Genomic DNA, 21809 nt, shown 5'->3' with positions numbered 1-21809 from the left:
CTCAGCGCCCGCGCCGCCACCACCGGCGCGCGGGCCGCTCGGATCCCGCCGGGGGAGCGGATGCCGCGGCCCGAGCCTCGCGCCGGGCGCGCCACGCGGCGACCTCCTCGTCGGGGTCGCGCGTCGGGGTGACGACCGGCGGCCCGCCGAGCAGCTGCCGGCGCGCCTCGACGACGCGTCGGGAGAAGTCCTCGGTGTACTCGCGGACATCCTCCTCACGGTGGAAGGCGTCGACGCGATCCTCGAACTCGGCGTGCTCGATGCGCAGACGGAGGGCGGGCGGGCCTAGGCCGGAGAGCTGTTCGGTCTGGATCTTGCGCTTGATCCACCAGTCGGGGTCGTGAGACCCGCCGAGCCCCTCGAGCGGCTTGCCGGCGCCGGGCAGGTCGTCGAAGTCGCCGCGGCGGATCGCCTGCTGGATGGCGGTCTCGACGTACATCGCCCGTTCGGTCCCCGTGGGTGTGCCCGCGTGCCGTTCCGGTTCGGCGGGCACCTCGTCGCCGTGCTCGCGCGCGGCCCGATCGACCCGGTATCGCGCCGCACGAAGGCGGGGGTCCTCATCCATGCCGCGGTCCTCGGCCATTCCTCCAGCGTACGGCGCGGCGTTCCTGCGGCGGCGTTGCCGAGTATGCATATACTCAGAAAACACATACCCGGTATGCAGCAAGGAGTTCCGATGTCGGTACGACAGAGCCTGCTGGCGATCCTGGATCAGGGTCCCTGCTACGGCTACCAGCTGCGCGCGGAGTTCGACCGCCGCACCGGATCGACCTGGCCCCTCAACGTGGGTCAGATCTACAACACGCTCGACCGGCTCGAGCGCGACGGGCTCGTCGAGAAGGGCGACGTCGACGAGCAGGGTCACGTGTACTGGCAGATCACGGATGCCGGATCCGCCGAGGTCCGCGCGTGGCTCGACGCTCCCGTCGAGCGCGCGCAGGGGACGCGCGACGAGCTCGCGATCAAGCTCGCCGTCGCCGCCACCCTGCCGGGGGTCGACCTGGCCGCCGTGATCCAGCGGCAGCGCTCCGCGTCGCTGCGGCAGCTGCAGGAACTGAACCGCGCCAAGTATGCGGGCGCGAACCCCGACGGCCCCGAGGAACTCGCGTGGTCGCTCGTGGTCGATTCGATGATCTTCTCCGCCGAGGCCGAGGTGCGATGGCTCGACCACACCGAGCAGCGGCTCGCGCGGCATCCTCATCACACGATGGGGTTGGAGCTGTCCACCGAGACACCCAAGCGGGGGAGGCCTGCCAGATCCGAGGCGGGCAACGCCGAGGCGGTCGTGCGGTGAGCGCCGCCGTCCTGCAGCTGGTGGGGGTCACGCAGCAGTACGGCGAGGGCGAGACGAGCGTCTCGGCACTGTCGGGCGTCGATCTGACGGTCGACAAGGGGGAGCTCGTCGCGATCATGGGAGCGTCCGGTTCGGGCAAATCCACGCTCCTGTCGATCGCGGGCGGGTTGCAGAAGCCCACCAGCGGCGAAGTCGTCGTCGAGGGGACGTACCTCTCGACGGCGACACGTCGCGATCTCGCGCAGCTCCGGCGGCGCTCCCTGGGATTCGTCTTCCAGGACTTCAATCTCATCCCGACCCTCACGGCCGTCGAGAACGTGACGCTGCCGCTCGAGCTCGACGGCTTCCGAGCCCGGGTGGCGCGCCGTGCGGGTCGGGATGCGCTCGCCTCGGTCGGTCTCGAGGACAAGGTGGACGCCTACCCCGACGATCTGTCGGGTGGTCAGCAGCAGCGCGTCGCGATCGCCCGCGCGGTCGTCGGCGGCCGCCGGCTGATCCTCGCCGACGAGCCGACCGGCGCGCTCGACTCGGTCACGGGCGAGGCGGTCATGAAGATGATCCGCCACCGCGTCGACCAGGGGGCAGCCGGCATCCTCGTCACCCATGAGCCGCGGCACGCGGCGTGGGCGGACCGCATCGTGTTCCTGCGCGACGGCCGCATCGTCGACGAGTCGCAGCGTCGCGGCGCCGACGCGCTGCTGTCGGACGCGCGATGACCGCCGTGCAGGACCGGCCCCGAGCGGATGCCGGTACCCGCCGTCGCGTCGAGCGCCCGAAGCCCTCGCGCACGGCGCGGCTGCGCGTCGCGGTGCGCATCGCCCGGCGCCAGGTGCGCCGCGCGTGGGTGTCGTCGCTGCTGATCATGGCGCTCATCGCGCTGCCGATCGCGGGGATGGCGGGGGTTGCGGTGATGGTCTCGAGCACCTTCGCCACTCCCGCCGAGCGTGTCGCCGTCGAGCTCGGGAAGATGTCGGCGTGGGTCGAGCCGCTGTGGCCGGCGGAGTCCGGCTTCTGGCAGACGCCGGACGACCCGTACGAGTACGGGAACGCCTCGCAGTGGGGTGGTTCCGACGGGTCGAGTACGGCGGACCTTCCCTCGGATCCGACGTCTGCGCTCGCACCCGGGACCGAGATCGTGCCGCTCTCATCCGGAGAGGAACGCATCGAGACGGTCGCCGGCAACGCCCGCGCGCGCGCCGTGGCGGGGAACGTGTCAGACGAACGGTTCGCGGGGGCGTACGCGCTCGTCGCGGGGCGCGCGCCGTCGAACGGCGGCGAGGTCCTGGTGACGCCGGCCGTGCTCGAACGGGCGGGGCTGACGATTGGCGGCACACTGTCCCTCGTCCACGGCGAGGTATTCACCGTCACGGGGACGTTCGACGATGCCACCGCCGCGGACGCCGACCTCGTCGTCGCCTTCTTCGACGCAGACAGGTACAGCCCGATCCGCTCCTTCCTGCCGGATGCCGACATCGATGCGGAGCGGCTCAGCGCGCTCAACGCGGCGGGGTTCGGGGTGTATGCGCGAGAGCTGGTGCTCGATCCGCCCCCCTTCGATCGGCCGTTCGACGACTTCTCCATCCCTACCTCCGCGGAGCGGGATCTGCAGCGCGAGCTCGCCCTCGCGGCGGGGATCGGCGGCGGTGGTCTGGCGGCGGGCTACATGGTCGTCATGCTCGCCGGTGCGGCCTTCGCGGTCAGCGCCCGGCGCCAGCAGCGCGCTCTTGCGATCGCCGCGAGCGTGGGCGCCGAGCCTCGCGACCTGCGTCGCATCGTCCTCTTCCAGGGAGCCGTGCTGGGCCTCTTCGCCGGCGCCCTGGGCCTCGCTGTCGGTGTCGGTGGGGCCGCGATCCTCATGCGCCTCCTCGACAACGGATCCGCGACGTCGTTCTGGGGATTCCACGTGCCCTGGCTGCTGCTCTTCGGTGTGCTGGCCTTCGCCGTCCTCGTCGGTTCGGCCTCGGCGTGGCTGCCGGCTCGGGCCGTCGGCAAGTCCGACACCATCTCCGCGCTGCGCGGGGCGCGGCGACCGATGACGGTCACCGCCGCAAGGCCGCTGTGGGGGTCCCTCCTCATCATCATCGGAGTGGCGGTGACGATCCTCTCCGGGATCGCCGCGGGCGCGGTCGCCATCAGCGACACGATTCCGTGGGACTCGCCACTGCGGTGGCTCCCCACCGTGGGGATCGTCAGCGGCCCGATCCTGGCTCAAGTCGGCATCCTCGTGTCGGGTCGGTGGCTGCTCTGGCTTGCGTCGCGCGTGCTGTCCCGGATCGGCCTCGCTGCCCGGCTCGCATCCAGGGATGCGGTCGCCAACGGCGCGCGCACCGTCCCGGCGTTCGCGGCGATCGGCGCCACGGTGTTCGTCGGTGTCTTCGCCGTCGGGATGGGGATGATGACGGCCGAGCAGTCCGCCCGCAACTACGACTACAGCGCGCCGGTGGGGACCGTCGTCGCCGACATCTCAACGATGAGTGATCCCTTCTTGACCGGTGAGCAGGTGCAGGAAGCGGTGGAGGCTACCGATCGCCTCTTCGCGTCCTCGGGGGCGACGGCCATCGGCGTCGTGGGCGGCGAGCAACCGCTGTACTTCGCCGAAACGGTGGCTGACATCCCGACTGATTTGCAGCACGTGATGCTCATCGCACCACCCCGGTCACTCGTCTCTATGGATGTCGCAGGTTCGCAGGGCTTCACCTACCGCGGGAGCGCGACCGACAACCTCTCCGTCGTGGCGCCGGACGACCTCGAGGTGGCGCTGGGGGTGACCCTCAGTGAGGATCAACGCGCGGCCTACGCCGCGGGGGCGGTCATCGTCGTCGACGACCGCTACGTCACGGACGGTCGGGTCGAGGTCGGTGCGTGGAGTGCCCGCGACGCCTTCGCGGGAAAGATGCCCGACAACGTCTGGTCGGGCGACGAGGCCGCGGAGGCGACGTGGGAACGCACGGCGCCCGCGATCAGGGTGACGGCGCCCGACCAGAACGTCGTCGCGGCGGTAGCCCCCGCCACGGCCGCGGAGTGGGGGATCGCCGCGGTGCCCCTGCGGGTGCTCGCCACGTTCCCCGAGGGCTCCGAGATGAACTCCCAGGATCGTCTGAACGCCCGCACGGGCAGTCTCGACACCGACGAGTACCAGGTGTCGATGTGGCGTGAGACCGGCCCGACCGCGGCCGCCGTCTGGCTCGTCCCGCTGCTCGCCGCTGTCACCGTCCTCGTGCTCGGTGCGAGCGCGGTGGCCCTCGGCCTCGCGCGCTTCGAGCGTCGGCCCGACGACGCCACGCTCGCAGCGGTCGGCGGCACACCCGGACTCCGGCGCCGCATCGGACTGTGGCAGGGCCTCGTGATCGCAGGGTTCGGCACGTTCGCGGGGGCCGCCGCCGGCATCCTTCCGCCCATCGGGTTCTGGCTGCAGTCGCAGACCGGATTCGAGCCGATGAACCTCGCCGACATCCCGTGGTGGCTGCTCGCGGCACTCGCCGTCGCGCTGCCGCTCGGGATCGCGGCCGTCAACTGGCTCGTGCCGCCGCGCGAGCCCGAGCTCACGCGACGCAACGTCATCGCGTGAGCCCGGCTCGCCGATTCAGAGCCGAGCGGATGCCTCGGTCAGCACGCTCCGCAGGATCCTCTCGATCTCGTCGAACTCCGCCGGCCCCATCGTGAGCGGCGGGGCGAGCTGGATGACGGGGTCGCCGCGGTCGTCGGCGCGGCAGTAAAGACCTGCGTCGAAGAGCGCCTTCGAGAGGAAGCCGCGCAGCAGGCGCTCGGATTCGGCGGCGTCGAAGGTCTGCTTCGTCGCCTTGTCCTTCACCAGCTCGATGCCGAAGAAGTACCCGTCGCCGCGGACGTCGCCGACGATCGGCAGGTCGAGGAGCCGCTCGAGCGACGCGCGGAAGACCGGCGAGTTCTCGCGGACGTTCTGCAGCAGCCCCTCTTCCTCGAAGATGTCGAGGTTCTCCATGGCCACCGCGGTCGAGACGGGGTGTCCGCCGAACGTGTACCCGTGCGGGAACGACGTCGTCCCGTGCGAGAACGGCTCGTGGATGCGGTCGCTGACGATCGTGCCGCCGAGCGGCGAGTACCCGCTCGTGACGGCCTTCGCGAAGGTGATCATGTCGGGCTGGTAGCCGTAGCGGTCGGCGCCGAACCACTCGCCGAGGCGCCCGAACGCGCAGATCACCTCATCCGAGACGAGCAGCACGTCGTGACGGTCGCAGATCTCGCGGACGCGCGCGAAGTAGCCGGGCGGCGGCGGGAAGCATCCGCCCGAGTTCTGCACCGGTTCGAGGAAGACCGCCGCGACCGTCTCGGCACCCTCGAACAGGATCGCCTCCTCGATGCGGTCGGCCGCCCAGGTCCCGTATTCCTCGGGGGTGGTGCCCGTGAAGCCCTGCTCCGCGGCGCGGTACCAGTTCGTGTTCGGCACGCGGAAGCCGCCCGGCGTCACCGGCTCGAACATCGACTTCATGGCGGGGAGCCCCGTGATCGCCAGCGCGCCCTGCGGCGTGCCGTGGTAGGCGACGAAACGCGAGATCACCTTGTGCTTCGTGGGCTTGCCCTGCAGCCGCCAGTACTGCTTGGCGAGCTTGAACGCCGTCTCGACCGCTTCGCCGCCGCCGGTCGAGAAGAACACGCGGTTCAGATCGCCGGGCGCGAGGTGCGCGAGGCGGTCGGCGAGCTCGATCGCGGACGGATGCGCGTATGACCAGATGGGGAAGAACGCCAGCTCCTCGGCCTGCCGCGCCGCCGCCTGAGCCAGCCGCGCACGACCGTGCCCGGCGGCGACGACGAACAGACCCGACAGCCCGTCGATGTACTTCTTGCCGCTCGCATCCCAGATGTGGTGCCCCTCGCCCTTGACGATGATCGGGACACCCGCCCCCTCGGTCATCGACGACTGCCGCGCGAAATGCAGCCACAGGTGATCGCGGGCCATCGCCTGCAGCTCGGTCTCGGATGCTGCCATGGGTTCCTCCGTACGTCGTTGTGGATGGGGGAGCGGATGCCGGGCGTCCGCGCATCGTGTCAGCGCATCGTGTCGAGGATCCCGACGAGGTCCTCGAACGTCGTGCGGGGGTTGAGGATCGCGAAGCGGGCGTTCGTGCGGCCCGCATGGCTGGACGGGGTGACGAAGGCGTGCTGGTCGTCGAGCAGGCGGTTCGACCAGGCCGTGTAGTCGTCCTTGCTCCAGCCGCGCCGCTCGAACACGACGACGCTCAGCTGCGGGCGGCGCACCAGTTCAAGCTCCTCGCGGGACTCGATCTCGGCGGCGATGCGCTCGGCCAGCGAGATCGAGCACGTGATCGCCTCGCGATAGACCTCGGCGCCGTAGGTCGCGAGTGAGAACCACAGCGGCAAGCCGCGCGCGCGTCGGGTGAGGTGCGCGGCGAAGTCCGACGGGCTCCAGTCGCTCGTCTCGGTGAGGGTGTCGAGGTACTCCGCGTGCTGCGTGTGCGCGCGGCGGCCGAGCTCGGGGTCGCGGTACAGCAGCGCACACGCGTCGAACGGGGCGAACAGCCACTTGTGCGGGTCGACGATGAGCGAGTCGGCGTGCTCGATGCCGGCGAAGTAGTGCCGGGCCTCGGGTGAGAGTGCAGCCGCGAGGCCGTAGGCGCCGTCGACGTGCAGCCACACCCCGAACTCGCGGGTCACCTCGGCGACCGAGGCGACGTCGTCGACGATCCCGAAGTTCGTCGAGCCCGCGGTCGCCACGACGGCGAAGACGCTGTCGCCGTGCTCCTCGAGGGCGGCGCGCACCGCGTCGCCGTGCAGCACACCCCCGGCATCCGGAGCCACGGGCACGACCTCGACGTCCATCACACGGGCCGCCGACGCGATCGACGAATGCGCCTCGGCCGAGCAGACGACGCGCCAGCGGTCGGGACGGATGCCGCGGTCCCGCGCGGTCTCGCGTGCGGCCACGAGCGCCGACAGGTTGCCGAGGGTGCCGCCCTGCACGAAGACGCCGCCGGCCGTCGCGGGCAGACCGAACTCGCCGGCGAGCCACCGGAGCACCTCGTTCTCGGCGTGGACGGCGCCCGCGCCCTCGAGCCAGGACCCGCCGTAGAGCGCGCTCGCCGAGACGACGAGGTCGAACGCGGCAGCCGCCTTCGACGGCGCGCTCGGGATGAACGACAGGTACCGCGGGTCGTCGGTCGTGATGCACGCGGGAGCGAGCACGTGCTCGAAGACGCCGAGCGCCTTGCGCGCCCCGATGCCCTGCTCGGTGATCGTCACGCCGGCCAGGCGGGCGAGCTCGGCGGGCGGCAACGGCTTGTCGAGCGGGTTGTCGTCCGTCAGCAGCCGCTGCCGCGAGTAGTCGAGGACGAGGTCGACGATCTGACGGGTCTCGTCGGTCACGTCGTGCATACGGGCGGGCTGGGTCATCGGTTCTCCGAGGTCGTGCGGGGGAGCGCGGGTGTGCGCGGCGGTCGGGTCCGGCGGGTGCCCAGACGTTCGAAGGCTACGCCCAGGCGCAGCAGCGCGGTGTCGTCGTAGGCGCGGCCCGCGATCGTGAGGCCCACCGGCATCCACGTGTCGGTCATCGTGCCCAGCGGCACGGTCACGGTCGGGATGCCGAGATGCCGGATCGCGAGGTTGCCGTTGGCGATCCAGACGCCGTTGCGCCAGCCGAGGTCGCCCGAGGCCGGGTTCACGTCCATGTCGGCGGGACCCACGTCGGCGACGGCGGGGAAGACGACGGCGTCGAGGCCGGCGGCATCCATCCACTCCTCCAGGTCGGTGCGGCGGACGTGTTCGAGGGCACGCAGACCCTCCTCGAGCTCGGGCATGTCGCCCAGCCCGGCACCCGGATGCGCACGCACCCAGTCGGGGTATTCGGCGATGTCGTCGTCGAAGCCGGTGTAGCGGTCGGGGAGCGCACCCGGCGGGTGGGGGAAGATCGCGGCGCCGTCGACGTCGGCGAGCGTCGAGAGCGCGGGGTCGCCGTTGGCGTCGAGGAAGTCGTCCCACGCCCACGCCGACAGGTCGACGATCTCGCGCTGCAGATACCCCTCGGGGACGCGGTCGCGGATGGTCGAGGCTCCCGCGCGGTCGCCCTCGTACTCGCTCACGGCGGGGAAGTCGACCTCGACGACGGTCGCGCCCGCGGCCTCGAGGTCGGCGCGGGCCGCGCGCCACAGCGCGAGGATCGACGGGCGGGTCTCGATCCGCTGACCCGTCGGACCGCCGATGCCGGTGCCCGTCCCGGCATCCGGGTCCTCACCGATGTACATCCGCGGGATGCCGAGACGCGCCCCGGCGAGCGAGGCGCCCTCCGCCAGCGCGGGATACGACGCGGGCCGCACCTGCGACGCCGCGGGGAGCTCGACCCACGGCTGCACCCGCCAGAAGTCGCCGCGGGTCTCGGTGTCGTCGGCGACGATGACGTCGAGCACCTCGAGCAGGTCGGCCATCGTGCGGGTGTGCGGCACGACGACGTCCATCGTCGGGACGAGCGGCCAGTTGCCGCGCACCGAGATGACACCGCGCGAGGGCGTGTAGGCGCAGAGCGCGTTGTTCGACGCGGGGCCGCGACCCGACGACCAGGTCTCCTCGCCGAGGCCGAACGCGGCGAAGCTCGCGGCGGTCGCCGTGCCCGACCCGTTCGACGAGCCGGACGCGAACGGCGCGGTCAGCCACTCGGCGTTGTACGGACTCTCGGCGCGGCCGTACACGCCGCGCTGCATGCCGCCGTTCGCCATCGGCGGCATGTTCGTGAGACCGAGGCAGATCGCGCCGCCCGCACGCAGGCGCTCGATCGTGAACGCGTCGCGCTGCGCGACGAGGTCGGCGAAGGCGGGCGACCCGGCCGCGGCGGTCAGCCCGCGCACGAGGTAGCTGTTCTTCGCCGTGTAGGGGATGCCGTCGAGGGGTCCGAGGGTCTCGCCGCGGGCGCGACGCGCGTCGGATGCCGCGGCCTCGGCCCGCGCGTCGGGGTTGCGGACCACGACGGCGTTCAACGCCGTCTCCGTGTCGGGCCCGTCGTACGCGTCGATGCGCGCGAGGTAGGCGTCGACGAGCTCGACCGCCGTGGCCTCGCCGGACTCGAGGGCGGCGCGCAGGTCGGCGATCGGCGCCTCGACGACGTCGATCATGCCGTCACCGCCGGCTGCTGCTGCGTGATGCAGTGGATGCCGCCGCCGCGGGCGAACAGGCCACGGGCGTCGACCGTGACGACCTCGCGGCCCGGGTACGCCTCGGCCAGGATCGTGCGGGCCTGCGCGTCGGCCTTCTCCTCGCCGAAGCCGCACGCGATCACACCGCCGTTGACGACGAGGTGGTTGACGTAGCTCCAGTCGACCGGCCCGTGGGCGTCGGTCAGGGTCTCGGGGGCGGGGAGCGACACGATCTCGAAGCGGCGACCGGCGGCATCCGTCTGCCCCTCGAGCTCGGTGCGCAGCTGCGCGGTGACGGCGTGGTCGGGGTGCGCCGGGTCGCGTTGATCGTGCAGCAGGATGCGGCCGGGTGAGGGGATCGTCGCCACGATGTCGACGTGCCCGTTCGTGCCGAACTCGTCGTAGTCGCGGGTCAGGCCGCGGCTCAGCCAGACCGCCTTCGCGGCACCGAGCGTGCGGGCCATTTCTGCCTCGACGCGGGCGCGGTCGGCGAAGGGGTTCCGCCGCGGGTCGAGCTGCACGGTCTCGGTGAGCAGTACCGTGCCTTCGCCGTCGACGTGGATGCCGCCGCCCTCGTTCACGAGGACGGACGAGACGAGCTCGGCCCCTACCTCGGCGGCGATGAGGCGCGCGTGCGCCGCGGAATCCTGCCACTGCGCCCAGTCGGGCGCGCCCCAGCCGTTGAAGATCCAGTCGACTGCACCGAGGACGCCGGGGCGCTCGTCGTCGACCACGAAGGTGGGGCCGTGGTCCCGCATCCAGTACTCGTCGACGGGGGCCTCGAGGAGCGTCACCTCGCCCGGGAGCATGCGGCGTGCGCGCGCCGTCTCGGTCGGATCGACGACCATCGTGACCGGCTCGAACCGCGCGACGGCGGCCGCGACGGCGGCCCAGGTGGCGTACCCCTCTTCGCGTTCGGCGTCGGTGTCACCCAGGGTGAGACCCTCTCGGGGGAACGCCATCCACGTGCGCTCGTGCGGGGCGGTCTCGCTCGGCATCCGCCAGGCCATGGCGTCTCCCTCGGGTGTCGGGTAGCTTATTGATCGTTTGATCAACAAGGGGAGGGTATCGAGTCCATGACGCAGACGTCAACCGTCCGCCGGCGGCGCAAGACCCCCGCCGAACGCCGTGACGAGATCGCGGCCGCGGCGCGCGGGATCGCGCTCGCCGACGGTCTCGACGCCGTCACGCTGCGCGCCGTCGCCGCGCGCGTCGGCGTGGCCCCCGGACTCGTCGCGCACCACGCCGACGGGATGGACGCGCTCGTCGCCGAGGCGTTCGGCGCCGTCGTCGCGGACGAGCTGCGCGCCGTCGTGGCCGCGATGAGGGTGACGGATGCTGCGACGGCGCGGCTCGGCATCCTGCTCGACACCGTCCTCGGGGATGAGCCGAGCGCCGTCACGCTCGTCTGGGTCCAGGGCTGGGCGCTCGGCGCCCGCAACGAGGCGCTCGCCGCACGCGTACGCGCCGAGATGGACGCGTGGCAGCGCGCGCTCGCGGCCGAGATCGTGCGCGGAACCGGGCGGGGCGAATTCGCCGAGGTCGATGCGGATGCCGTCGCCTGGCACCTGCTCGCGATGATCGACGGCCTCGGAGCCCATGGCCTCGTCCGCTGGCGCGACGATCCCTCGCGCGCCGACCTCACCCGACGCGCGCTCGCCGCGCTGCTCGGCGTCGCGCCCGGCGCGCTGCACGGCTGATCCGCCGCCGAGACGTCGAGACGTCGCAGATGGTCGCCCCGCCACACCCGCCGCGACCATCTGCGACGCCTCGAGCCGACGGGAACGGCGGTCATCCGCCTCGAACGGATGCCGGTGGCGTCGGCTCGAGGTCGGCGTCAGTTGTCGGGGCGCGAGATGTCGAGGGTGACGAAGTTCGTGCCGGGGACGGGGCGGACCTCGAACGTCGCGCCGTCGAGCGTGCCGGGCGGGAGGTCGAAGCGCTGCTCGAGGGCGCCCCGGCTCAGGCGGCGCAGCTCGGCCGCCTCGCCGGCGGGGGCGAGGAACTCCATGTCCCCGCTGCTGGTCTGCCCGTAGGCATCCGGGTTGTCCTGCCCGATGGCGTCCTCGTACAGCTCCTCGACGATCTGCCCGGGGATCTTCTTCGGCGTGCCGAGCACCTCCTTGCCCACCTCGCCGGGGGTCTCGCGCACCGCCTTGCCGATCGAGGTCCCGAGGTCGTTCGCGACGTTGTAGTCGGGCGCGGCGTGGCGTCCGGTGCGGCCGAGCTGTTCGCGCCCGCGAGTGACGTCCGTGAGCAGGTCGTACTTCTTGGCGTGGCTGGCCACCGGGGCGTCGCGACGGTGCTTCCCGGCGTCCGCGGCGTTGCGCCGGTCCGTGCCGCGGATGCGGGCGGCGTCGGCGCGGTGCTTGCCGCCGCGCTTGCGGAACGCGCTCCCGAACCCTTTCTTGAACTCGCGGCCGGCGCCGTCGACGGCGTCGACGATCTCGCGCATGAGGCTCTTCATCGTCATGTCAGTCTCCCGAGATCTGCAGGTTGGCAAGGTCCGCGAGCAGCCGATCGGTGCGGTCCTCGATGTCGACGGCCTGCGCGTCCATCTCGTCGGCGGCCGCCTCGAGCGCCGCGATGTCGGCCTCGAACTCGTCCACGTCGCCGACGGCGCCCTCGACGACGGGCGCGTCCATGAGGGCCATGACGATCACCGGGACCTGCTCGACGAGCGGCTCGACGGCGAGGGGCAGCACCTCGTTGATGACCTGCTCGATCGTGGCCTCCATCGCCATGGCGAGCAGCTTCTTGCGGGCGAGCAGCAGCACCGCCGCGCCGCCGGCGCCGAAGGGACCCGCGGCGAGCAGGGGGACGAGTTGCATGAGCGTCAGGGTCACCTCGGCGATGACCTTGATCTTCATCGCGAGGACGATGCCGCCCGCGATGTCTATGCCCGTCGCCGCGGGACCGAGTACGTCGAGCAGCTTCTGCATGTTGTCGGAACGGTTGCGGTTCCACCCCTCGACTTGCGCCGTGCCAGCGTTGCCCTGCAGCGCCGTGGCCAGGTCGCCGTTCACGCGGCTGTCGACGGCCTGGATGATCGACTCCATGTCGTCGCGGTAGCCGCGCACGAGGTCGGCGGCCTTGTGGACCTCGTCCTCGTCGATGTCGGGCCATTCCAGCCCCATCTTGTCCATGATCCAGATCAGCTCATTCGGCAACATCATCCCCACGGGTACCACCTCCGCCGTCGACAGTAGCGAGCAGTCACCCCGACGGCGATGGGGAGAACGACCCATTCCGCCGCGCTCGCGAGACGTCCCAGATGGTCGCCCCTCCGCCCGCCGCGCGACCATCTGCGACGCCTCGACCCGACGGGAACGGCGGTCATCGGGTGGCGATGGATGCCGGTGGCGTCGGCTCGGCGACGGTCAGATCTCGCGCAGTGTGTGGTCGGCGGGTACGTGGTTGTCGCGGTAGCAGGCGACGAAGAGGTCGGCGGCCTCGTCGAGAGTGAAGACCTCGTGCGGGTGCACTTTCGTGCTGTGTCGTCCCTCGTCCCACCGGATCGTCTCGGTCGGCTCCGACTCGCTGCCGCCGGTCGGCTTGCCGACGGTGTACTGGTGGGCCGTGCCTGCCTCGTCGACCACGCGGACCTCGACGGTCACCCCCTCGGCATCCCCGGCGCACTGGATGTACTCCTCGGAGAACGGAATCTCCGCCAACAGGTCGGCGCCGTCCGGTGCGCGCCAGAGGCTGTACGCCCACAGCTTCGCGCCGTCCATCCGCCGGACGGAGAACCGGATCTGGTCCTCGTACGGACGGGCCACGTCCACCAAGGGAGAGCGCGCGAACCCGTTGAGCTGCACGATGTGCGTCGGCGTCGTCACAGAACTCCCCAGCCGGTCAGCTGGGGGTCGGGGTCAGACGCCGCCGAGCTCACGCAGGGTGTACTCGGCGGGCACGCGATCGTCGCGGTAGTAGGCGATGAACAGGTCTGCTGCCTCGTCGAGGGTGAAGACCTCGTTCGTGAAGACCCGCGTGCTGTGCCGGCCGCTGTCCCATCGAATCGTCTCCGTCGGCTCCGACGGGAGTCCCGTGGCGGGTTTGCCGACGGTGCACTGGTGCGCCGCGCCGAACGTGTCTACGGAGCGGACTTCGACCGTCACGCCCGCCGCGTCGCCCGCGCACTGGATGTAGTTCTCTGCCGGAGGCAAGCTCGCCCGGAGGTTCGCACCTTCGGGCGCCCGCCAGAGGCTGAGTGCCCAAAAAGAGGTGCCGTCCATCTGCGTCAGGGTGAACCGGATCTGCTCCTCGAAGGACCGCAGATTGTCGATCAGGGGGAACCTGCTCGAACCGTTCTCCTGGAAGATGTGCGTCGGCGTGCTCACGGTACCTCCTGCAGGATCACATCGACGATCCTAATCCGCTCCCCGTTGAGCACCGCGTAGGCCGGGTTGTCGCCGCTGATCGCGTCGTCGAACCCCTGCTGTGCGGGGTTCCTCGTCGCCGAGCCGCTCTTGATCTCCACGCCCGTCCACGTGCCGTCGGCGTTGCGGAACAGTCCATCGAACCGACGGACCTGGGGGACGTCGGTGCCGGATCGGTTGTGCCCCGGGATGCCGGCATTGACCTGGTCGCGAAACACCGGCGCGCCGTAGCGACGCTCGATGATGTCGAGGCCCTGGCCCTCCTTGTCGACCCACGGGCGGTTGCCACTTCCGACGAAGTGGCCGTAGTCGTCGCGGCCGTCACCGCGATCGACGCCGCGCCGGCGCTCACCGCCGGACCCCGACCCGTCGCCGTCGAACCGGTTCGTGGGGGGAACGGTCGGGGCATCCAGGTCGACGGTGTTCCCGTCGAGCACCTCCACGTCGCTGTTCGTCCGGGTGAGGTGGGTGTCGATCTTGCGGGTGACGCCGGTGTCGAGGCGGACGTGCAGGTCGTCTGCGCCGCGGCGCAGCGCGTCGAGGGAGTCTTTGACGGCGCGGCCGACGGCGCTCATGAGGCGTCTCCTCCGAAGTCGAGGGAAGCGAGATCCGCGATGAAGTCGCCCGTGAGCTGCTGCAGATCGGTGCTGTGGGTGTTCAGGGCCGCCTGCGCGTTGCCGAGGGCCTGTAGATCGGCGTAGAACTCATCCGAGTCGCCGACCTGGCCCTCGACGACCGGCGCGTCGAGCACCGCGTCGATGATGGCGGGCAGCTCGTCTGCGAGGGGCTCGATCACCATGGGAGCGAGCTGTGCGACCAGCTCTTCGACGACGGTGTCGACGGCCGCGTTGAGCAGCTTCTTCTTGATGATGAGCATGGGACCCGCGCCGGCGGCGGTGATCGGGTTGGTCAGCATCCCGATGAGAGCCAGTGCAGTGGTCGTGACGTCGGCGATGACCTTGATCTTGAGTCCGAGCACGACACCCGCCCCCACATCCATCGCCGTCGCGGCGGGCGGCATGATGTCGACGAGCCGCTGGAGGTTCTGCGAGCGCGTGGTGTTCCACGCGGCGACGGTGGCGGGCCCGGTCTGGCCCCGGAGGGCCGTGGCGAGATCGTTGTTGACGACCCGGTCGACCGACTGGATGACACCCTCCAGCTCACCGCCGAACGTCCGGACGATCGTCGCTGCGCGGCGGATCTCGTCCTCGTCGATGTCCGGCCACTCGAATCCGAGCTTCTGCATGATCCAGACCAGCTCGTTCGGCAACATCATGCCCATGGCGCCCCCTCCTGCCACGACGCTATGCGCGAGGTGCGAGAGGGGGAAGGGGGAGAACTCCCCATTTCGAGTCCGACCCGCCATCCGGGTCGCCTCGGCGCGTCTCATAAGGAGTTTCCAGGTTCCGCCGCTCGCCCGCGTGAACACGCGGATCTCGAGAGCGCGAGAGCACCCGGCCAGGCCGATTCCGCTCAGCCCGGCCAATCCGATCCGCGGTGCCCCCCGGATGACCTGTCGTGCGAAAGCCGCACTGAAGGAAGGAAAACAGACACATGCGTACCAACCTGAAGCGGACCCTCGTCCTCGGCTCCACCGGACTCGCGGCGGTCGCCCTGACCGCCGGCTTCGCCCTGCCGGCCAACGCGGCCGAGAGCGAGGACACCACCACCACGACGGCGACGGAAGCATTCACCGACGTCCTCAACATCAACGAGTTGCTGGGCGGATCCGTCGACGGCGGCGATCTGCTGTCGGTCGGCGACATCTCGACGGGCGACATCGGCTCCGGCAACGACGCGCCCATCGGCTCCGGCAACAGCGTCGATGCACCGATCGGATCGGGTAACGACACGTCGCTCGACGCCCCGGTCGGTTCGGGCAACGAGGTCGGCAACGGCAACGATGTCGGCTCGGGCAACGACACGGACGTCTCGCCGAACACCGACGTCTCGCCCGAGACGAACACGGACGTCTCGCCGGACGTGAGCGGTGAGGTGGGCGACGTCACGAACGATGTCACCACCGAGACCGGTGACATCACGAGCGACGTCACCAACACGACTGGCGACCTCGTCGACGGCATCACGGGCGACGTCGACAGCACCGTCGGCGACGTGACGTCCGACGTGAACGACCTCGTCGACGGCATCCTGGGCGACTGACCGCCCGCGGCAGGGCGCTCCGCCCTGCGCTCGCGTCAACGAGGCCCCGAGCTCTTCCGGCTCGGGGCCTCGTTGCGCTGTGAGGCTCGTCGAGCCGACGCGAACGGCCGCCATCGGGAGTGGATGCCGGCACCTCGCGTCGGCTCGGCGCTGGGGCGGCGGCGCGGGCGGTCGTAGGGTCGAGCCATGGCACGCGCGCGATTGATCGACCCCCATGAACTCGAGCGGATGATGCGGGATGCCGCGCCGCTGACGGTTCTCGACGTGCGGTGGCGGCTCGACCGGCCCGACGGCCGGGCCGACTACGAGGCGGGTCACATCCCCGGTGCGGTGTACGTGAGCCTCGACGACGAGCTCGCCGCCCATGGCGCGCCGGAGGACGGCCGGCATCCGCTCCCCGACATCGCCGACCTGCAGACCGCCGCCCGGCGCTGGGGCGTCGACACGGGCGACACCGTCGTGGTCTACGACGACTGGCAGACGTTCGGCGCCGCGCGCGCCTGGTGGGTGCTGACGGATGCCGGTGTGCCGGACGTTCGCGTGCTCGACGGCGGCCTCGGGGCGTGGCGAGACGCCGGGCTCCCGCTCGAGTCGGGCCCCGTGCACGCGGCTCGCGGCGACGTCGCGCTGACGCCGGGGCACCTGCCGCGCCTGGACATCGACGAGGCGGCGGCACTGCCGGCATCCGGGATCCTCTTCGACGTGCGCGCGCCCGAGCGCTACCGCGGCGACGTCGAGCCGATGGACCCGCGGGCAGGGCACATCCCCGGCGCGGTCAACGCGCCGACGGGCGGCAACGTCGACGAGCTCGGGCGCTTCCTCTCGTCCGAGCAACTGCGCGAGCGCTACGCGGCGCTCGGCGTCACCGGCGACACGACCGTCGGCGTCAGCTGCGGCTCGGGGGTGTCGGCCGCGCAGGCCGCATTCGCGCTGAGCCTCGCCGGCGTCGACGCGGCGCTCTACGGCGGGTCGTGGAGCCAGTGGGCGAACCACCCCGACCGCCCGGTCGCGACCGGCGACCGCCCGTAACGCTCAGCCGAGGACGGCCCGGGCCGCGCGCTCAGCCGAGACGAGCGCGCCCGCGATCGACGGCGTCTCGCGGTGATCGCCGGCGACGATGACCCGCTCGGACAGCCGCACCGGCGACGCGTGCCGCAGCGGCGGAGGCAGAGCCGGCAGCGCGTGGGGGATGTCGTCGCGACGCAGCAGCTCCCAGCTCCGCGCCTCGCCGCCCCACATCCGCTCCATGTGGGCGCGCACGGCACGCTCGTCGGCACCGCTGCCCAGCAGGCAGCTCGCCGCCACGAGGTGCCGGCCGGCCGGCGCGTAGGCGGGGGCCGTCCGCGACATCACGACGCTGTTGACGATCGGGCCAGAGCGCTCGCCGTCCACCGCGAGCAGAGCGGATGCCGGTGCCTGCGGCCCCGTGCCGAACCACCACGTCTGCAGCCCCCGCATCGCCGGTGCCGGCAGGTCGGTGAGCCCCGCCAGCGCCTCGCCGCCCACGGCGACGACCACCTCGCGCGCGGCGATCGTCGCGGCCCCGTCGAGCTCGACACGGTCTGCGCGGACGTCCATGCCGCGCACGGCATGGGAGAGACGGATGTCGGCCCCCGACGCACGGGCGAGGTCGGCGAGCCGTCGCGGCAGGGTCGCGACGCCCTGCGCGGGCACGCCCGGGCGGCCGAGCGCGAACAGCCGGGCGAGCAGCGTCGCGTACGCGCTGGACGTCGCGGCGCCGTCGTCGGCGAGCACGCCGGTGAGGAACGGTTCGAGCGCCGAGCGGCGCAGGGGCCCGGTCAGACCGACGCGGTCCCACGTCTCGTGCAGCGTCTCGTCGTGTCCGTCGGCGACGGATGCCGGGCGCACCAGCGCCGGCACGAGCCACCGCGCCGCGGCCACCAGGTCGCGCGCCGAGACGAGACCCGAGAGCGCACCCGCGACGGTGGCCGGCAGAAGCCCGGGGTGCCGCAGCGGATCCGCGAGGACGTCCGACCGTCCGCCGCGTACGACGCGCACCCCGACGGGGAACGGACGAAGGTCGAGGTCGGCGGGGTCGAGCGCGCGGGCGAGCGCGTCATAGCGGGGGTTCACGACCTGGAACCCCCGGTCGAGCAGGAATCCGTCGACGCGGTCGGTGCGCTGCCGACCGCCGACCTCGTCGGCCGCGTCGAGGACGACGACGTCGCGTCCGGCGCGAGCGAGCAGCGTCGCGCAGCGGAGCCCGGCGAGGCCCGCGCCGATGACGACGACATCGTGGAGTGCGGCCATGGCGACAGCCTCGCACAGCGCGTCGCCCCGGCATCCGTAGTTGAATTCAAGGATGCGAGCTGCGTATATGTACGGTCCCGGTGACGTCCGAGTGATCGACGCCCCCGAGCCCCGGATCGAACAGCCCACCGACGCGGTCCTCCGCACCGTCGTCGCGTGCGTCTGCGGCAGCGACCTGCATCCGTACCACTCGATGACCCCGTCCGAGCGGGGGCGCTCGATGGGGCACGAGATGATCGGCGTCGTCGAGGAGGTTGGCTCCGAGGCCCGCACGGTCGCGCCCGGTGACGTGGTCATCGTGCCGTTCGTGTTCTCGTGCGGCGCGTGCGAGTTCTGCCGCGCCGGGCTGCAGACCTCGTGCCGCTTCGCGGGCCTCTCGGTGCCCACGGGTGCCGGCGGTGCGCAGGCCGAGCGTCGGCGCGCCCCGTTCGCCGACGGCACCCTGTATCGGGTCGACGTCGCCGAGGACGACCCGCGGATGCCGGGCCTCCTGACCCTCAGCGACGTCTACGGCACGGGCTGGCACGCCGCTGTGACCGGCGGTGTCGCACCCGGAAAGGACGTCGTCGTGATCGGCGACGGCGCCGTGGGCCTCCTCGCCGTCCTCTCGGCACGGCGGCTCGGCGCCGAGCGCATCATCCTCATGGGGCGTCACGAGGCGCGCACCGACCTGGGCCGCCGCTACGGCGCGACCGACGTCGTCGCGGCCCGCGGGGACGAGGGCGTCGCCGCCGTCCGCGAGTTGACCGGCGGCCTCGGCGCGCACGTCGTCATCGACGCGGTCGGTCACCTGCCGGCGTACGAGCAGGCCCTCGGCGCCGTGCGCGCCGGCGGCACTGTTACCCGCGTCGGCGTGCCCCAGTACGCCGACGCGCCGCTGCAGCGGGTGCAGTTCGAGAAGAACGTCACGGTCACCGGCGGCGTCGCACCGGTGCGGGCCTACATCGACGACCTCCTGCCGGGCGTCCTCGACGGTACAGTCGACCCCGGGGCCGTCTTCGATCGCGAACTGAGCCTCGGCGAAGCCGCCGACGGCTACCGCCTGATGGATGACCGCGCCGCCCTGAAAGTGATGCTCCGCCCGTGACCTCCGCCCTGCCGCTCTCCGGCACCCAGCACACCCTTCGCTTCGGCCCGTACGAGGCGGTCATCGCCTCGACCGGCGCCTCGCTGCGCGTCCTCCGCCACGACGGCCGCGACCTCATCGTCCCGTTCGACGCCGACGAGGTGCGCCCCGACTACCGCGGCACGACGCTCGCCCCCTGGCCCAACCGCATCGTCGACGGCACGTACACCTTCGACGGCCAGGAGCTCGTGGCGGCGCTGACCGAACCCGAACGCTCGCACGCCCTCCACGGCCTGCTCTCGTGGGCCGACTTCGAGCGCGTCTCGGGCACCGAGAGCGCGGTGACCCTCGGCGCGACCGTCGTCCCGCAGTCGGGGTACCCGTGGCGTGTGCGCGTCGAGACGACGTACGCCCTCGGCGAGGACGGCCTCACGCAGACGGTGCGTGCACGCAACCTCAGCGACCGGCCCGCACCGTTCGGCACCGGCCCGCACCCGTACCTGAAGGCCGGCCCCGCGCCGCTCGACGAATGGACGCTCGCGCTGCCCGCGGCATCCGTTCTCGAAGTCACGCCCGACCGGCTCAGCCCCCTCGCGCTGCGCCCCGTGACCGACCACGACCCCGAGCGGTTCGACCGGCGCGCGCCGCGGCCGCTCGGCACCGTCGAGCTGGACCACGCGTTCACCGATCTCGAGACGGATGCCGCCGGTACGGCCCTCCTGCGCCTGACCGACCCGTCGGGTGTCGGCGTCGAGGTCACCTGGGGTGCCGAGTGCCCGTGGGTGCAGGTGTACACGGGCGACAAGCCCGATGGGCCCGCGAACCCGGCGCACCGCAACGGTGTCGCCGTCGAGCCGATGACGTGCGCGCCCGACGCGTTCAACGCCGGCTCGTACGACTACGACGCGGGCCTGCTGGTGCTCGAGCCGGGCGCCGAGTTCTCGGCGTCGTGGCGCATCGCCGCGATCTGACCCTGCGTCGTCATCCCTAGGATGGCGACATGACGTCGACGTCCTCCTCCCTGCCCCGGTCCACCCCGTCCGCGCAGGGGGTGGATGCCGCCGGTGTCGAACGCCTGCTCGACGCCGTCGGGCAGACCGAAGCCGAGATGCACAGCCTCATGGTGCTGCGCCACGGCAACGTGATCGCCGAGGGATGGTGGGCGCCCTTCGCGCCCGATCTGAAGCACCTCGTGTACTCGCTGTCGAAGACCTTCACGTCCGCCGCTGCCGGTCTCGCCGTCGCGGAGGGACGTTTCGGACTCGACGACGTCATGATCGACCACTTCCCGGAGCTGGTGCCCGACGATGTCGACGACAAGTACCGCCGGTACCTCGTGCGTCACGCGCTGACGATGTCGAGCGGACACGAGAGCGAGGCGCTCGACCGTGCCGCAGCCGCGGCGGAGGGTGCGGGCGGCGACGTGCTGGCCGGGTTCTTCCGCGTTCCGCCCGAGCGCGAGCCGGGCAGCGTCTTCGCCTACAGCCAGCCGACCATCTACGGCGTCGGGCGGCTGGTCGCCAAGACGACGGGCGGGACGATCCTCGACTACCTGCGCCCCCGCCTGCTCGAACCGCTCGGCATCCACGAGGCGCAGTGGATGATGCTCGGCGACGTCGAGATGGGCTTCAGCGGCATCCACGTCTTCACCGAATCGCTCGCCAAGACGGGGCAGCTCGTCCTCGACGGCGGCCGTTGGCAGGGCGAGCAGATCCTCGACCCCGAGTGGGTCGCCACCGCCACGTCGAAGCAGATGGACAACGACACCGCGCACCGCGGCCCCGGCGCACCCGAGCCGATCGACTGGCAGCAGGGGTACGGGTTCCAGTACTGGATGAACCGGCACGGCTTCCGCGGCGACGGGGCGTACGGGCAGTTCATCATCGTGTGGCCCGAAGAGGATGCCGTGATCGTCACGACCGGCGAGACGATCGACATGCAGGAGCTGCTGAGCCTCATCACGACGCACCTGCGCCCCGCGATGACGGGGGCGGGCACCGCCGAGGCCGATGCGGCACTCGCGGAGCGGCTCTCGTCGCTGGCGCTCCCGCTGCCGGACGACACCGGTGCGGGCTTCGCGGGGACTTTCCACGCCGACGTGTCGTCGCCGGTCGTGGGCCCGTTCTCATTCGGTGAGGCCGTGCCGGGTGCCGAGCGCGTCGAGGTCGCCGAGGCGGGCGACGGGTGGACTCTCCGGTTCTTGGGGGACGCTCTCGATGTGACTCTTCCCGTCGGTCGCGGAACGTGGGCGGAGGGGGAGTGGCCGGCGCCCGCCGACGGGCTCGACGCGGTGCCCTTCCGCGCCGTCGCGGGCGTGGACGCGGACGGTGCGTGGCACGCGCGGTTGCGCATGATCCAGACACCGCACTCGCTCCTCGTCGACATCGCCCCCGGCGGCGCGGCCTCGATCGCCTGGCGGTTCCCGCCGCTGCGCGGCGACGGCCCGGCCGGTCACGCGCTGCCGTCGCTCGGCTGACCGGCATCCGCTGCGCCTGCCTCGGTAGAATCGTCGGTGAGGG

At 71.8% G+C, this 21809-nt stretch carries 21 protein-coding genes; 9 read left to right on the top strand and 12 right to left on the bottom strand.

Going from position 1 to position 21809, the window contains the following annotated elements; genetic code table 11:
* Position 1 precedes the first annotated feature (1 nt).
* Positions 2–583: a DnaJ family domain-containing protein gene (locus Q9S71_RS02550; protein WP_311860318.1), complete on the bottom strand. Its 582-nt coding sequence runs from the start codon at positions 581–583 to the stop codon at positions 2–4.
* 93 nt (positions 584–676) lie between these two features.
* Here Q9S71_RS02550 and Q9S71_RS02545 point away from each other — a divergent pair, with 93 nt between their 5' ends.
* The 3 genes from Q9S71_RS02545 to Q9S71_RS02535 are packed head-to-tail and all read left to right on the top strand — an operon-like array spanning position 677 to position 4862.
* The gene (locus tag Q9S71_RS02545) at positions 677–1294 is read left to right on the top strand and encodes a PadR family transcriptional regulator (RefSeq protein ID WP_311860316.1); all 618 of its coding nucleotides are present in this window, start codon (positions 677–679) and stop codon (positions 1292–1294) included.
* Complete coding sequence (locus Q9S71_RS02540; RefSeq protein WP_311285274.1) at positions 1291–2010, top strand: ABC transporter ATP-binding protein; 720 nt, start codon at positions 1291–1293, stop codon at positions 2008–2010. The genes Q9S71_RS02545 and Q9S71_RS02540 overlap by 4 nt, the downstream gene beginning before the upstream one ends.
* Positions 2007–4862: an FtsX-like permease family protein gene (locus Q9S71_RS02535; protein WP_311860313.1), complete on the top strand. Its 2856-nt coding sequence runs from the start codon at positions 2007–2009 to the stop codon at positions 4860–4862. Before Q9S71_RS02540 ends, Q9S71_RS02535 begins: the two co-directional genes overlap by 4 nt.
* A 15-nt stretch (positions 4863–4877) precedes the next feature.
* Here the strand turns inward: Q9S71_RS02535 and Q9S71_RS02530 are convergent, their stop codons facing one another.
* From Q9S71_RS02530 to Q9S71_RS02515, 4 genes are read right to left on the bottom strand one after another with little or no spacing between them, the layout of a single operon-like run.
* Entirely contained in the window at positions 4878–6260 is a 1383-nt protein-coding gene (locus tag Q9S71_RS02530; protein WP_311860312.1) for an aspartate aminotransferase family protein, read from the bottom strand.
* A gap of 59 nt (positions 6261–6319) precedes the next feature.
* Positions 6320–7681, bottom strand: coding sequence for a pyridoxal phosphate-dependent decarboxylase family protein (locus tag Q9S71_RS02525; protein WP_311860311.1), 1362 nt, complete (start codon positions 7679–7681; stop codon positions 6320–6322).
* Positions 7678–9390 (bottom strand): amidase, encoded by a 1713-nt coding sequence (locus Q9S71_RS02520; RefSeq protein ID WP_311860310.1) that lies wholly within the window; start codon positions 9388–9390, stop codon positions 7678–7680. Before Q9S71_RS02520 ends, Q9S71_RS02525 begins: the two co-directional genes overlap by 4 nt.
* Positions 9387–10421 (bottom strand): agmatine deiminase family protein, encoded by a 1035-nt coding sequence (locus Q9S71_RS02515; RefSeq protein ID WP_311860309.1) that lies wholly within the window; start codon positions 10419–10421, stop codon positions 9387–9389. The genes Q9S71_RS02520 and Q9S71_RS02515 overlap by 4 nt, the downstream gene beginning before the upstream one ends.
* Before the next feature lie 66 nt (positions 10422–10487).
* Between Q9S71_RS02515 and Q9S71_RS02510 the strand changes: the two genes are divergently transcribed.
* A complete protein-coding gene (locus Q9S71_RS02510) occupies positions 10488–11111 on the top strand; it encodes a TetR/AcrR family transcriptional regulator (RefSeq protein ID WP_311860308.1) in 624 nt (207 codons plus the stop codon).
* A gap of 137 nt (positions 11112–11248) precedes the next feature.
* Here Q9S71_RS02510 and Q9S71_RS02505 read toward each other — a convergent pair whose 3' ends face one another.
* From Q9S71_RS02505 to Q9S71_RS02480, 6 genes are all read right to left on the bottom strand, one after another.
* Positions 11249–11884 carry a hypothetical protein gene (locus tag Q9S71_RS02505; protein WP_311860307.1) on the bottom strand — a complete coding sequence of 212 codons (636 nt, stop codon included), beginning with the start codon at positions 11882–11884 and terminating at the stop codon, positions 11249–11251.
* 1 nt (position 11885) lies between these two features.
* Complete coding sequence (locus Q9S71_RS02500; RefSeq protein ID WP_311861679.1) at positions 11886–12587, bottom strand: WXG100-like domain-containing protein; 702 nt, start codon at positions 12585–12587, stop codon at positions 11886–11888.
* Between the two features lie 204 nt (positions 12588–12791).
* On the bottom strand, positions 12792–13250 hold the full coding sequence (locus Q9S71_RS02495; RefSeq protein WP_311860306.1) for a hypothetical protein: 459 nt from the start codon (positions 13248–13250) through the stop codon (positions 12792–12794).
* Positions 13251–13283: 33 nt separating this feature from the next.
* Entirely contained in the window at positions 13284–13751 is a 468-nt protein-coding gene (locus tag Q9S71_RS02490; protein WP_311860305.1) for a hypothetical protein, read from the bottom strand.
* Entirely contained in the window at positions 13748–14365 is a 618-nt protein-coding gene (locus Q9S71_RS02485) for a hypothetical protein (protein ID WP_311860304.1), read from the bottom strand. Before Q9S71_RS02485 ends, Q9S71_RS02490 begins: the two co-directional genes overlap by 4 nt.
* Positions 14362–15072, bottom strand: coding sequence for a WXG100-like domain-containing protein (locus tag Q9S71_RS02480; protein WP_311860303.1), 711 nt, complete (start codon positions 15070–15072; stop codon positions 14362–14364). Before Q9S71_RS02480 ends, Q9S71_RS02485 begins: the two co-directional genes overlap by 4 nt.
* Positions 15073–15344: 272 nt before the next feature.
* On the opposite strand from Q9S71_RS02480, the gene Q9S71_RS02475 reads away from it, so the two are divergent.
* Together Q9S71_RS02475 and Q9S71_RS02470 are read left to right on the top strand one after the other, a co-directional pair.
* Positions 15345–15953 carry a hypothetical protein gene (locus Q9S71_RS02475; RefSeq protein WP_064003835.1) on the top strand — a complete coding sequence of 203 codons (609 nt, stop codon included), beginning with the start codon at positions 15345–15347 and terminating at the stop codon, positions 15951–15953.
* A 186-nt stretch (positions 15954–16139) separates the two neighbouring features.
* Positions 16140–16982 carry a sulfurtransferase gene (locus Q9S71_RS02470; RefSeq protein ID WP_311860302.1) on the top strand — a complete coding sequence of 281 codons (843 nt, stop codon included), beginning with the start codon at positions 16140–16142 and terminating at the stop codon, positions 16980–16982.
* A gap of 3 nt (positions 16983–16985) precedes the next feature.
* On the opposite strand, the gene Q9S71_RS02465 is transcribed toward Q9S71_RS02470, so the two are convergent.
* Positions 16986–18224 (bottom strand): FAD-dependent oxidoreductase, encoded by a 1239-nt coding sequence (locus Q9S71_RS02465; RefSeq protein WP_311860300.1) that lies wholly within the window; start codon positions 18222–18224, stop codon positions 16986–16988.
* A 52-nt stretch (positions 18225–18276) separates the two neighbouring features.
* On the opposite strand from Q9S71_RS02465, the gene Q9S71_RS02460 reads away from it, so the two are divergent.
* From Q9S71_RS02460 to Q9S71_RS02450, 3 genes are read left to right on the top strand one after another with little or no spacing between them, the layout of a single operon-like run.
* Positions 18277–19311 (top strand): zinc-binding dehydrogenase, encoded by a 1035-nt coding sequence (locus tag Q9S71_RS02460; RefSeq protein WP_311860299.1) that lies wholly within the window; start codon positions 18277–18279, stop codon positions 19309–19311.
* A complete protein-coding gene (locus tag Q9S71_RS02455; RefSeq protein ID WP_311860298.1) occupies positions 19308–20261 on the top strand; it encodes an aldose 1-epimerase family protein in 954 nt (317 codons plus the stop codon). The genes Q9S71_RS02460 and Q9S71_RS02455 overlap by 4 nt, the downstream gene beginning before the upstream one ends.
* Positions 20262–20290: 29 nt before the next feature.
* Positions 20291–21766, top strand: coding sequence for a serine hydrolase domain-containing protein (locus tag Q9S71_RS02450; protein ID WP_311860297.1), 1476 nt, complete (start codon positions 20291–20293; stop codon positions 21764–21766).
* The last annotated feature ends 43 nt before the right edge of the window (positions 21767–21809 follow it).

The organism is Microbacterium gawkjiense, assembly GCF_031932225.1.
GTDB classification, from domain to species: domain Bacteria; phylum Actinomycetota; class Actinomycetes; order Actinomycetales; family Microbacteriaceae; genus Microbacterium; species Microbacterium gawkjiense.
Note: the sequence above shows the minus strand (reverse complement) of the source record. Positions and strands in the feature narration are given on the sequence as shown.

Excerpts from the sequence above, each read along its gene's own strand:
- Q9S71_RS02550 (WP_311860318.1), bottom strand. The coding sequence starts at position 583 with ATGGCCGAGGACCGCGGCATGGATGAGGACCCCCGCCTTCGTGCGGCG.
- Q9S71_RS02545 (WP_311860316.1), top strand. The coding sequence starts at position 677 with ATGTCGGTACGACAGAGCCTGCTGGCGATCCTGGATCAGGGTCCCTGC.
- Q9S71_RS02535 (WP_311860313.1), top strand. The coding sequence starts at position 2,007 with ATGACCGCCGTGCAGGACCGGCCCCGAGCGGATGCCGGTACCCGCCGT.
- Q9S71_RS02530 (WP_311860312.1), bottom strand. The coding sequence starts at position 6,260 with ATGGCAGCATCCGAGACCGAGCTGCAGGCGATGGCCCGCGATCACCTG.
- Q9S71_RS02525 (WP_311860311.1), bottom strand. The coding sequence starts at position 7,681 with ATGACCCAGCCCGCCCGTATGCACGACGTGACCGACGAGACCCGTCAG.
- Q9S71_RS02520 (WP_311860310.1), bottom strand. The coding sequence starts at position 9,390 with ATGATCGACGTCGTCGAGGCGCCGATCGCCGACCTGCGCGCCGCCCTC.
- Q9S71_RS02515 (WP_311860309.1), bottom strand. The coding sequence starts at position 10,421 with ATGGCCTGGCGGATGCCGAGCGAGACCGCCCCGCACGAGCGCACGTGG.
- Q9S71_RS02510 (WP_311860308.1), top strand. The coding sequence starts at position 10,488 with ATGACGCAGACGTCAACCGTCCGCCGGCGGCGCAAGACCCCCGCCGAA.
- Q9S71_RS02505 (WP_311860307.1), bottom strand. The coding sequence starts at position 11,884 with ATGACGATGAAGAGCCTCATGCGCGAGATCGTCGACGCCGTCGACGGC.
- Q9S71_RS02500 (WP_311861679.1), bottom strand. The coding sequence starts at position 12,587 with ATGATGTTGCCGAATGAGCTGATCTGGATCATGGACAAGATGGGGCTG.
- Q9S71_RS02485 (WP_311860304.1), bottom strand. The coding sequence starts at position 14,365 with ATGAGCGCCGTCGGCCGCGCCGTCAAAGACTCCCTCGACGCGCTGCGC.
- Q9S71_RS02480 (WP_311860303.1), bottom strand. The coding sequence starts at position 15,072 with ATGGGCATGATGTTGCCGAACGAGCTGGTCTGGATCATGCAGAAGCTC.
- Q9S71_RS02475 (WP_064003835.1), top strand. The coding sequence starts at position 15,345 with ATGCGTACCAACCTGAAGCGGACCCTCGTCCTCGGCTCCACCGGACTC.
- Q9S71_RS02470 (WP_311860302.1), top strand. The coding sequence starts at position 16,140 with ATGGCACGCGCGCGATTGATCGACCCCCATGAACTCGAGCGGATGATG.
- Q9S71_RS02465 (WP_311860300.1), bottom strand. The coding sequence starts at position 18,224 with ATGGCCGCACTCCACGATGTCGTCGTCATCGGCGCGGGCCTCGCCGGG.
- Q9S71_RS02460 (WP_311860299.1), top strand. The coding sequence starts at position 18,277 with ATGCGAGCTGCGTATATGTACGGTCCCGGTGACGTCCGAGTGATCGAC.
- Q9S71_RS02450 (WP_311860297.1), top strand. The coding sequence starts at position 20,291 with ATGACGTCGACGTCCTCCTCCCTGCCCCGGTCCACCCCGTCCGCGCAG.